The organism is Clostridium sp. MF28, from assembly GCF_002969175.1.
Lineage (GTDB): Bacteria > Bacillota > Clostridia > Clostridiales > Clostridiaceae > Clostridium > Clostridium beijerinckii.
The window spans coordinates 1,722,296-1,734,172 of sequence record NZ_CP014331.1; the positions used below are offsets into that span (position 1 = coordinate 1,722,296).

9 protein-coding genes are annotated in these 11,877 nt (G+C 30.3%); all 9 read right to left on the reverse strand.

Annotated features, from left to right (window positions below; translation table 11 throughout):
* Window positions 1-20: 20 nt before the first annotated feature.
* Window positions 21-842, reverse strand: coding sequence for a PTS system mannose/fructose/sorbose family transporter subunit IID (locus tag AXY43_RS07695; protein ID WP_105411349.1), 822 nt, complete (start codon window positions 840-842; stop codon window positions 21-23).
* Between the two features lie 21 nt (window positions 843-863).
* Window positions 864-1,655, reverse strand: a complete 792-nt coding sequence (locus AXY43_RS07700; RefSeq protein ID WP_041898903.1) for a PTS mannose/fructose/sorbose transporter subunit IIC — start codon at window positions 1,653-1,655, stop codon at window positions 864-866.
* A gap of 52 nt (window positions 1,656-1,707) precedes the next feature.
* Window positions 1,708-2,199, reverse strand: a complete 492-nt coding sequence (locus AXY43_RS07705) for a mannose/fructose/sorbose PTS transporter subunit IIB (protein WP_105411350.1) — start codon at window positions 2,197-2,199, stop codon at window positions 1,708-1,710.
* A gap of 170 nt (window positions 2,200-2,369) precedes the next feature.
* Window positions 2,370-2,792 (reverse strand): PTS sugar transporter subunit IIA, encoded by a 423-nt coding sequence (locus tag AXY43_RS07710; RefSeq protein ID WP_065416863.1) that lies wholly within the window; start codon window positions 2,790-2,792, stop codon window positions 2,370-2,372.
* A 464-nt stretch (window positions 2,793-3,256) separates the two neighbouring features.
* A complete protein-coding gene (locus AXY43_RS07715; protein ID WP_105411351.1) occupies window positions 3,257-6,052 on the reverse strand; it encodes a sigma 54-interacting transcriptional regulator in 2,796 nt (931 codons plus the stop codon).
* A 604-nt stretch (window positions 6,053-6,656) separates the two neighbouring features.
* Window positions 6,657-7,604, reverse strand: coding sequence for a carbohydrate kinase family protein (locus AXY43_RS07720; protein WP_105411352.1), 948 nt, complete (start codon window positions 7,602-7,604; stop codon window positions 6,657-6,659).
* Between the two features lie 160 nt (window positions 7,605-7,764).
* Window positions 7,765-9,252, reverse strand: coding sequence for a glycoside hydrolase family 32 protein (locus AXY43_RS07725; protein ID WP_105411353.1), 1,488 nt, complete (start codon window positions 9,250-9,252; stop codon window positions 7,765-7,767).
* Between the two features lie 66 nt (window positions 9,253-9,318).
* Entirely contained in the window at window positions 9,319-10,935 is a 1,617-nt protein-coding gene (locus AXY43_RS07730) for an extracellular solute-binding protein (RefSeq protein WP_105411354.1), read from the reverse strand.
* Window positions 10,936-10,969: 34 nt separating this feature from the next.
* On the reverse strand, window positions 10,970-11,872 hold the full coding sequence (locus AXY43_RS07735) for a carbohydrate ABC transporter permease (protein WP_181246092.1): 903 nt from the start codon (window positions 11,870-11,872) through the stop codon (window positions 10,970-10,972).
* Window positions 11,873-11,877: the final 5 nt, after the last annotated feature.

The window sequence follows — 11,877 nt, forward strand, 5'->3', positions numbered from 1 at the left end:
GTTATAGGTTGAACTTATAGTTACTGTAATATTCCACAAGCTACGCCCAAAATACCTACTGCAAATAATCCAAAGATTATTATTAATGGATTCACGTTCTTCTTTAGTAGATACATACATAAAAATGTTAGTAAAAGTGGAACTAATCCTGGCATTAAGCTGTCTAATACACTTTGAATGGTTGTAACTACTTCTTTTCCATCAGCTTGTGTATATTTAGAGAGAACAAAAGGTATATTAACAGTTGTCCATTTTGAAACAAGACCACCTATAACAAGTAATCCAAGTACTGAAGCTCCTTCTGTAAGATATCTAAGTTTATTTCCTCCCATATCAGCAACTAATTGAGTTCCTTTTTCATATCCATAGAACATTCCATACCAGTTTGTTGCAAGTCTTATTACATTGAATCCTATGAAGAAAATTAGTGGTCCGATTATACTTCCAGTAAGTGCTAGTCCTGCCCCTAATGCTGCAAGTACAGGTCTTAGTGTTCCCCAAAATATTGGGTCTCCAACTCCAGCAAGTGGTCCCATAAGACCAATCTTAACACCACTTATTGATCCCTCATCTATATCTGCACCATTTGCTTTTTGTTCTTCCATTGCTGCTGTTATTCCCATAATTGGTGTTGCCATAAATGGTTGTGTATTAAAGAATTCTAAATGTCTTTTAAGTGCTGCACTTAATTCGTCACCTTTATATAATTTCTTCAAAGCTGGAATTAATGTAACACAAAAACCTATTGCTTGCATTCTTTCAAAATTAAATGATCCCAATAAGAAATTTGAACGGATAAACATTTTTACTATATCACTTTTATTTAATTTCTTTTCACTCATTATTTTATCTCCTTTCTGTACTTACATTAAGTCTGAATCATCGATATCATCAATGCTTCCAGTTCCAGCTACTGCTACTTTACCTTCATTAGCTATTGATTTTATATGGAATATTGCTGCAATAACACCTACAGCACCAAAACCAATTAAATTGAAGTTTGTAAATGCTGCTAGTAGGAATCCAATGAAGAAGAATGGTAGTAATGATTTACTATTCATCATATTCATTACCATTGCGTACCCAACAACTACTATAAATCCACCTGAAACTTGAAGTCCTCTTGTAATAACTTGTGGTATAGCTGCAAGTGCCGCATTTACTGCATCTGTTCCTGCAAGTACTCCTACTATAGCTGCTGGAATAGCCACACGTATTGCTTGAAGTGATAAACCTAGTATATGACACATTTCTATTCCTCTTGTGTTACCCTTTTCAGCATATTTATCAGCTAAGTGTTGGAAAAATACTGTAATTGTTCTCACAAATATAGTAAGAACTTGTCCTGCTGCTGCTATTGGAACCGCAACTGCTATACCTGCTCCAATTGACTGTTTACCAATTATAACAAGTATTGCTGAAATTACACTTGCAAGTGCTGCATCTGGTGCCATAGCTGCACCAACATTCATCCATCCTAATGCTAACATTTCAAGTGTTCCACCTAGTATAATTCCTGTTTTAATATCCCCTAGTACAAGGCCTACTAGTGTACATGCAATTATTGGTCTGTGGAACTGTGCCTCATCAAGTACACTTGCCATACCAGTAATTGCTGCAACTATTACTAATAAAATTAATTGTAAAGTGCTCATTTATAATTCCTCTCTTTCTTTTTTTAATTTATATAAAAAAGTTTTTATATACTTATATAAATTGTAATTCTTTTAATCTGTCCATTAAGTTTATCTTAGTATCTTTTGCTAGTTTCCTTACCTCTAATTCGATACCTTTTTCATTAAGCTTTTTAAACGCCTCAATATCATTATCATTCATACATAATGCATTTGTAACCTGTTTATCACCAGCCTTATAGCACATTCCTCCAACGTTTACAGATTTAATAGGTACTCCGCCTTCAACCATTCTTAATACATCTGTAGGGTTTGTAAATAAAAATAAAGTTTTAAAACTGTCAAACTTAGGATTATTATATGCTTCAATTGCTTTTGCTATTGGAAGCACATATGCTTTTATTCCTGGAGGTGCTACTTGAATTACTAATTGTTTTCTTAAGTCATCTGCTGCAACTTCATCACTGCAGGCAAATATTCTGTTACACCCACTCTCCTTAGTCCAAACTGTTGCTACTTGTCCATGTATTAATCTGTCATCTATTCTTACAAAGCTAATTTCCATTTTTTTATCTCCTATCTTTTAATTTTTATATTTACTTAAATTGCGCTTATATTGATATAACTTGTTGCATAAATTTTCAATATTATCTTCCAAAGAACTTATGTATTAGCATTCTCAATTAACTTTACCTATTATAATTATGGAACTAAAAATGCAGTTATCTGAAATACTTATATAATTTCTTCATCTTCATCTATATTGATATTTTTAGTTAAAACTTTTATAGACTCTTTTCCAGAGTTTTCTGCTACTCTTAACAATTCGGTTATGCTTGAAAAATCTCTACTTCCTAGAACCTCTAAAATCATTGGCAGATTAACACCTGCTACAATTTCCATATTCTCATGTTGCATTGCAATTATACTTGCCGCATTAAATGGACTTCCTCCAAACAGGTCTACCATAAATAGTACTCCGTCTGTTGAATCTAACTCTTTTATAAGAGTGTTATATTTTTCTACAAGTGATTCAATTCCTTCACCTGGTTTAAATGTAACGGCACCTACATTTTCCTGAGTTCCAAAAATCATTTCTGCTGATTTAAGAATCTCCTCTGAAAATATACCATGGGTACCTATAATTACTGAGATCATTACTTTATCATCCTTTCTTGCTACATATATTATTTTTATATTTATATACATAGCAATTCCTATGCCAACTAAGAATGTAAATAAAAAAATCATCCAAAGCTAAGGCTATAACTACCTTTTTTTGATATTTAAATATTTTTAATTACACTATGAATTTAAGATTTACATACTTCAAATCACATTTAACACAGTTTATTAAATAATTTTGTAGAATTAACACACATGTATATAAAAATTAACTGCCACTAACACACGATCCTTTTAAATCCATGTATTAATGGCAGTAAACTTCTAAATTTCATATTTTCAAGTCATAATTTTTTTATATATTGCGATTAATTTTCCAAATCCTGGTTTTAATCGTGCACTCAGCTTAATAGAGTTTTGAGCTTAAAATTATTATCACAACATATATACTAATTAAAATTTAATGTTTTAGTTAAAGTCCTATACTAAACCAAGTTTCATCCAATTATATCAGCAATATAATATATTTCATCATCTGTTAGATTTATTGATAATGCATTTTTGAAAATCACGCTAGCTTCTTTTAATGCTTCTATAATTTTTTTGTCAAAATTTATATCACATTCATCATATACTAATCCATTATTCAGCAACATTCTCTCCAATGCGCATGCAACATGAAACATGATTCGTAATTTAACTGGATTTTCAAATTTTTCACTCAATAACCTTTCAGTACAATTCAAGAATTCATTTAATAGGGAATAGATCTTTTGTGGATTAAGAAATGTTATAAACTCGGCAATGGTTTCTTTACAAATATTTTCAAATATTATTTGCTTATCTCCCGTATTTTTTATAGCTTCTATCTTTTTACCTTGGATAATACTTATTAATATGTTCTCCCCTGTTCCATCGATTAATTGTTCTATAGATATAAATGGAATTCCAAGATTCGGATTTGCAATACCTATAATAGCCAAAATATTATTTTCTTCCTGAATTTTCTTAATTGACTTAGTTAAGTTCTTAAGCCCAAGTGAAATAATATTAATGTTCTTAATACCAATATTGTTTGTAACAGTTTCTACCAATTCCTTAAGCTTTATAGCTGCCCCTTTTCCTGTAGAACATACTGTAATTATAGCCTTATTTTTTTCCTTAGTTTCTTGAATTGTCTGCGTGTTAATATTATTAGTGTATCCCCTAAAATCAGTAAGTAAATACGAATATACTGAATTTAAATCAACGTCACAAACAGAGCACTTTCTAACAGCTTCTAGAACTAGTGGAGTTGAAACCATATCAATACTTTTTATGTTTATCCCTGTTTTTTCTGTAATAACATCTGCAAAACTATTTAACGATCCCATATCTACTAAAAGCAATACGCCTTTTCCCTCATCAACTTGCTTAACTTTTTCTATAACATTATCTAAAACATCCGATGGTGATCTTTCAAGAGGCATATCAACAGCAAGAATATTATCAGCTTCAAATAGCTTTTTAGCTACACTAACCATGCTAGTTGCAATTCCTGACCCATGTGATGCTACTACAATTCCAACTCTTTCTTGACGAGATGATTCTCGTATTGAATTTAATAATAATGCTAAATATTCAATCTCAACATTAGGTATACTTAGATTAAAGTTCTTCTCAATAAGTGCATGAATTTCTTTAGCGACCTCATATTCTTTGCTTTCAATTGGTATCGATAAATCAATATTTGATTCATAGGAAACAGTATTCTTCTTAATCCTATTAAATAATGCACTAAAATGAAGACTTGTTGCATAGATAAAACGTTCATTTAATTTTCTATTCAATCTGTTTTCAGCTAATATTTTTATCTTTTCTGAAAATTCTACAATATTTTTATCAACAATCTTTAATAGGCCTTCTCTACGACTTATATCATTGTTGAATCGATCATAGAATTGTTTTAAATGAATGCTAATATCTGTAGTAATAAATGTCTTTATTTCTTCATCATTCATGCCCTCTTCTTGAAGCACAGAAGTTTTACTCTCTATTATTCTATAAATATTAAATGGTGTTTCATAATCATCTGTTTCTAAAAATTTTCTATTTCCATCTGGCTGAATCGTAATATTATTAGGAATCATATTCCATATAGTCGTTTTATCTTTAGTTTGATTCCCAAAAGCTAATATTCCGCTTTTTATATTTGGAGGTAATGTACTTAAATTTATTTCAATGTCCTTATTTGTGTTAATACAATTAAAAAATCCCTTTGCACAAACCAATTGTATATTAGATTTTAGCTGTCCCACATTTCCATAATTAGTGCTGCCTATGAGGGCTTTAATTGCTTCCGAAGAAATCTTAATAGTTTTGTTCACTCTCTGTGCTTCTTTAGAAAGTAAATATTGTACAAGATCCAATTTTTCATTAATAGGTCTTTCATCAAAAGGTGGAATAGTTATTGTTATAGGGATTCTTCTAATAAAAGTCTTAAGCAGCGTAGAATTTGGATCCTCTGTTGTAGCTCCAATTAATAGCACATTTGCTTTATGCTGTCTATCTGTTTCGCCTAATTTGTTATAGGTTCCCGTATCCATAAAGTAAAATACCATTTCTTGCCCTTCTGGTGGTAATCTATGTATCTCATCTAGAAACAATATGCCTCTATCAGCTTTTTCAACTATCCCTTCCTTTTCTTTTTCAGCTCCTGTAAAAGCGCCTTTGACATGTCCAAATATATGTGATAGAAGAAGTTGAGGATTATTAGAATAATCAGCACAATTAAATATTATAAATGGCGGATCCTCTTGTGACTGTTTTATATTTCTATAGTATTTGTACATCATATTGGCAAATAAACTTTTACCAACACCAGTACTACCGATTATTAGAGTATGCAACCCATTCGGTGGATATAATAAAGCAGCCTTTGCTTGTTCTATTTGATTTTTCAAACTTGTATTAAATCCTATTAACGAGTCGAAAGGTGATTTCTCTTCTTTATCCTCTAACAAATTGATAAAATCATTAATTTCTATCCCCTCTTCACATTCATCATTTAAGTTTACATTTAATATTCTAATAAACTGTTCTCTATCAAAATATAGAACAGGTCTATTTCTAATTTTAATTATTTTCCTTTCCCTACAAAGAACATTAAGCTCTCTAGAAGCATTGCTTCTTAATATTCCCAAGTGTTCAGCAACTTGCTGCGCACTAAATCCCTTGATTTTAAATAATTTTTCTTTAGTAAATTCCCTAGAATTTGATAATATATACTTATAAATTTTATCAATTTGCTTCATGGCATTATCACTTTCCTTTAATCCCTAGTTTTAATTTTTAGTACTAACCATTATATATCCAAAGCTATAAATAACACTTCTATTTAAATTTTCAACTAAATACTTACCTAATTTCTTATTTAAAGCAATTATTATGCCAAACAAGAGTGTAAATAAAGCATATTATACTAAATTTAAGCTAAAACCAGCTTCACTTAAGAACAAAATCGCAGGCGACTGTGGAGCTGTAGATTTTTTTACGCATCTGCCTTTTCGAACGCATGTGAGAAAAATCTGGCAGGCGAATATATTTTCTTTTTTTATTCTCTTTTAAAAGGAAACATTTTGAATCAGCCTTTCTCATAATTTATCAACAGATTGTCCAACTATATAATTTCCTAGAGAATAAAATTATTTACTCTTTACACTCTTTTTTTTAATTTACACAATACAGATTTTCATTAACACACTTTTCCTCTTATTTTTTAGTACAATTACATTCTAATATTATTTATTGTATTTTTTCACACTAGTATATATGTTACAATTGAGCCTCTAAATTTTTACCTAGCTGGGCACTTTGCTTATTAGAAGTTTAAATACAAATTTATTACTGCAGTATATATTAAACTAAATTTCTTACTTCACTTAAAATAGGCATTGATGCTATTGCTCCATAATTTGTACATGTAATAGCACCTACTTTATTTGCAAATAAAATTATGTCTTTCCATTCTTCAAAACTTATATTTTGTTTATTTTCAATATCAGATACTTGTTTTAATACGGCTCCAACAAATGCATCTCCAGCACCAGTTGAATCTACTTGCTTAATTTTAATGGATGGAATTATTTCATGCTGTCCATCAACACTTAGATATGTTCCTTTAGATCCTAATGTAATAGTTACAACCTTAACGCCTAATTCATGCAATTTATTAACTCCTGCTGTTACATCTTTTTCTTTAGTTAATAGAAATAACTCTTCATCACTTAGCTTAGTGAAATCACTTTTTCTTATGAACTCAACACTATCTTCAATAAACATTTCTAATTTATCTGCTGTTATCAATGCATCACGATAATTGGGATCAAAAGACACATATATATTATTTGATTTTGCATATTCTAATAATTTAAAATAAGTTTTCTTTAATTCACCTTCTAAAAATCCTGTAGCAGAACCAAAATGAATGATATCTGAGTTAGCTATTTTTGATAAATTAATATTATTAAATGAATATTCTCCATCACTGCCTCTTAGAAAATCAAAATTACGCTCACCATTTTTATCTATACCAACTAGTGCTATTGTTGTACTACCTTTTTCTACTGCCATTTCAGTATTTATATTCAGATCTTTTAACAATTCTATTAAATGTTTCCCAAAGTAGTCGTCACCAACTTGTCCTAAAAAATAAGCATTTCCATCTAATTTAGAAATACATGCTGCAACATTTGCTGGCGCTCCACCTGCTTTTTTCTCAAACTTTTCTCCATCTTTTAATCCTTTATTATCAACACAAACCATGTCAATTAAAAGCTCTCCTATACAAAAAATGTTTTTACTCATCTTAATCCTCCATCTATCTTAGTTTATCTTTATTAAACTATAGAAATTTGCTTTGTAAACTAATATTTGTTGAAAATTTTATACTTATCTATGTATCTAAAAGTAGCTGAATTATAAAGCCTAATTTAATCGCTTTTTTAAACACATCTAAATATAATCCTTAATTTAAAACAATACTATGCTTTTCAATACTTACTTTTGCTTCACCCTTAGCACAAAACGAAATATCTGTTGCATCTAAGTTAGTATAAAAAGTAGATGTCATTACTTGTTCGCCATCATTTGCAAATATTTCAACAGAGTATTTATCTATAATTAATCTTAGCTTAATCTTTCCATTTTGATTTCTTATATTCATTTCTCTCTTATGTAAGGAATCACAAAGTTTCCCTGAATAACTTCTATCAAATGAAATGATATCTTTTCTTGGATCAAAAGTAACTAATGTTTCATAGTCATTATTTTTAGCAATTTTAATTATAAACTCTTCGCAATTTAAACCATCAATTTCCAGAGTCATATCTAATTCTCTTCCTGATATACCTTCTAACTCCACATTATCTTTAATTAATACATTCTCGTATTTAACAGAATTCTTATAGTAATTTCTAATTTCTCTAATTGGATTTTGGATTAGCTTTCCATCCTTTATTGTTAGTTCTCTAGGAATGCTCATCATTCCGCACCACTTAAAGTCTTTTGGAACAATATTATTTTCCCATGATTGCATCCATCCTATCATAATTCTTCTTCCATCTTCTGCTTCTAAGGTTTGAGGAGCATAAAAATCTAAACCAAAATCTATAGTTCCATACTCTTCTCTATTAAACGTATGATTTTCCTTATCATATTTTCCAATTAAGTACACCGTATTATGTCCATTATGGAATTTCAGTCCATTCGCCTTTACTTCCATTGGTGAAATAATCATGATATTATTTCCATCAATATTAAAAAAGTCTGGACATTCCCACATGCTACCTATCTCATTTTTACTTCTATCTAGAATACAAACAAAGCTCCATTCTTTTAAATCACTTGATTTATATAAAAGAATTTGTCCGCTTCCATCAGCATGCCTGCTAGCTACTACAGCATAAAACCCATCAGCTTCTTTCCATATCTTGGGATCTCTGAAATCTTCTAAATTACTACCTTCTGGTAGAGAATAACTTGTTATCACAGGATTACAAGTTAGCTTTTCATAATTTACTCCATCTCCAATTGCAATACATTGAGTTTGTCTAATTATATGAGCCCCATCTTCTTGAACTTTGTCCAACACTCCAGTATACATGAGTATTTGCTTTCCATCTGACTCTACTGCACTTCCAGAAAAACATCCTCCCCTATCATATTCCTGATCTGGCGCAAGAGCTGTTGGTAACTGCTCCCACTTTATAAAGTCCTTTGTCTTACTATGCCCCCAATGCATTGGTCCCCATTTAGTATCGTATGGATAATATTGATAAAAAAGATGATACTCCTTTGCAAATTTAGAAAATCCATTTGGATCGTTAATCCACCCGACTGGTGATGATAAATGAAACAATGGCCTCTGTTCTTTTGGTATACTCTTTATAGATTCTTCTTCAAAAACTCTTGCTTTATTTAAAATTTCACTACTATTTCTCACTATATTATTCATAATCATTTCCTTTCAATCATCTTAAATATTATATAAGCGACCATTCAAGCCGCTTATATAAGTTTTTTATTTTGCAAAGTATGCATCTAAATATTTTTGTTTAATTTCTAATATTTTTGATAAACCTTGATCATCCATTTCTTTTAAATAAGAGTCCCATTCTTCATCTATTCCACCATTTAAAATCCATTCAGCTTTCTTACGTTCTGTATATGCCTTTACTGCTGTTTCATATTGAGTAAGTTTTTCTATATCTTCTTGAGACATAAATACAGGTGGATAATTGTAATCAGCTTTCATATCTTTAACATAAGTTTTATGAAGTATATCTAATCTTTCTTGGGCATCATCTGGAGATGTTGTATACTTTCCATAATAACTATCAAGAACTGCTAATGGTCCTGAAACAAATTGATTTGCACGAACTTCCCATGGTGATGCTGTACCTAATTGTAAATGCTTTAAAGTTTTATTTTCTGTTAACTCAAATACATTTTGATTTTTCTCATCACCATATGTTCCCCAGTTATCTTGTATTGATTGAAGAGGATCATATAACTTATCTATCCATTTTGCTGTTAATTCTAAATTTTTATTTGCCGATGTTACAACACATCTTCCTAAATCAAACCCATATCCATTTGATCTAGTAGCATTAACAGTTCCATTAGGACCTGCAAGTGCTGGAAGAGGTATATAATCATCTTTGTTTGCAGCTATATTAGCTTTATCCCAAGTGAAAAACATACCGTAACGATCATTTTTTCCTTTTGATACAAAAGTATCCCATTTTTGAGTAAACGCTTCTGGATCTATAAGACCTTCTTCTTGAAGCTTGTGAAGCCACTTGATACCTTCTTTATATCCATCTTGAGTAGTTGAATATACAACTTTCTTATCATTAGTCACCATATAATGATCTCCATTGTCTCCCAATCCAAAAGCCCCAAGTATAAATCCTGGATCTTCATTTCCGCCAACAGCATTAATAATAAATGACATTGGAATTACATCTGTTTTTCCTTCAGGGTGTTTATCTTTAAATGCTTTTAAAACTGTAACTAATTCATCAGTTGTTTTTGGTACTTGAAGACCTAATTCATCAAGCCATTTTTTATTTATCCATGGAATATCTCCAACAGCTTGAATAGCTTCCTTTCCACTTCCTAATTCCTCTATCCATGGGAATGAATAAATATGGCCATCAGGTGCAGTAATCATTTTCTTATACTCTGGTTTTTCTTCTAGAACTTTTGATAAATTTGGCATATATTTTGTTATTAAATCTTCAACTGGAATAATAACTCCTTGTTTTGAATAACGAAGTAAATCATTATTGTTCATACCAGCATTAAATACTACATCTGGAAGTGTATCTTTTTTTGATAATGCTAAATTCTTTTTATCAGGAAATTGATCATCTGTATAGCACGTCCAATCGATATGCACATTTGTTTCTTTCTCTAATCTTTGAAAAATAATTCTTTCATTTGGGTCTTGAGTCGAAATTGATGGCGCACTTGTAAGCATTTTTAAAGTAGCTGTTTCTTTTAATGGAAATGAAACATCCTTTAATGTAGCTGTATCTGTTTTCTTGCTTGAGCTACCACATGCTGTAAATGATAATACTGTTAACATAGCTAAAGAAATACTAACCAACTTTCTAATTTTATTTTTCCTCATATTATTTCCCCATCCTTTTTCTATATATATTTTTTTATCCCTTCACTGATCCTGCCATTATTCCCTTATCAAAATACTTTTGGAAAAATGGATACATAACTAGTAAAGGTAAACTTGAAACAACAATAGTGGAGTATTTTAGCAATTGTGCCATTTTAGCCATTGCTGCTGCACTTTGAACATCTGCAATCATACCAGGTCTTGGTGTATTTTGAATTAAGATTGATCTAATTACTAATTGCAGAGGTTGCAATTTAGTATCATCTAAATAAATCATAGCATCAAAGTAACTATTCCATTGAGCTACAAATTGATATAAAAGTAATACTGCAATAATTGGTTTACATACTGGAATCATTATTTTAAAGAAATGTGTAATATCACTTGCACCATCTATAGCAGATGCTTCTCTTAACTCTTTTGGTAAGCTTTGAAAATAAGTTCTTGCCAGTATAATATTCCATACATTAATTGCACCTGGAAGTAAAATCGCCCACACTGTGTTAAGAAGCTTTAGATTGTCAACCAAAAGATATGTTGGCATCAACCCTCCGCCAAAAAACATAGTAATAATATATAAAGTAGTAATAATTTTTTTCCCCACAAAATCTGGTCTAGATAATGGGTATGCAGCTAAAAGTGTGGCTCCAACTGAAATTACCGCATAAGCAGTAGAATAGAATACGGAATTCAAAAATCCTCTTAAAAGCATATCGTCTTTAAATACTCTTGTATATCCTTCTATTGACCATTTACTAAAATCAAATGTTATTCCTTGATTGTTTAATGTATTGGGATCCATAAAAGAAGCAACAACTATATATATAAGTGGTATAATAATAGCTAATACAAAAAGTATTACGCCTACATAACCACTTATTGTAATAGATTTATCAGAAAATGATAATTTTTTGAATTTTTTTATTTTCATTTTCATATTCA

Excerpts from the sequence above, each read along its gene's own strand:
- AXY43_RS07695 (WP_105411349.1), bottom strand. The coding sequence starts at position 842 with ATGAGTGAAAAGAAATTAAATAAAAGTGATATAGTAAAAATGTTTATC.
- AXY43_RS07730 (WP_105411354.1), bottom strand. The coding sequence starts at position 10,935 with ATGAGGAAAAATAAAATTAGAAAGTTGGTTAGTATTTCTTTAGCTATG.
- AXY43_RS07735 (WP_181246092.1), bottom strand. The coding sequence starts at position 11,872 with ATGAAAATGAAAATAAAAAAATTCAAAAAATTATCATTTTCTGATAAA.
- AXY43_RS07710 (WP_065416863.1), bottom strand. The coding sequence starts at position 2,792 with ATGATCTCAGTAATTATAGGTACCCATGGTATATTTTCAGAGGAGATT.
- AXY43_RS07705 (WP_105411350.1), bottom strand. The coding sequence starts at position 2,199 with ATGGAAATTAGCTTTGTAAGAATAGATGACAGATTAATACATGGACAA.
- AXY43_RS07700 (WP_041898903.1), bottom strand. The coding sequence starts at position 1,655 with ATGAGCACTTTACAATTAATTTTATTAGTAATAGTTGCAGCAATTACT.
- AXY43_RS07715 (WP_105411351.1), bottom strand. The coding sequence starts at position 6,052 with ATGAAGCAAATTGATAAAATTTATAAGTATATATTATCAAATTCTAGG.
- AXY43_RS07725 (WP_105411353.1), bottom strand. The coding sequence starts at position 9,252 with ATGAATAATATAGTGAGAAATAGTAGTGAAATTTTAAATAAAGCAAGA.
- AXY43_RS07720 (WP_105411352.1), bottom strand. The coding sequence starts at position 7,604 with ATGAGTAAAAACATTTTTTGTATAGGAGAGCTTTTAATTGACATGGTT.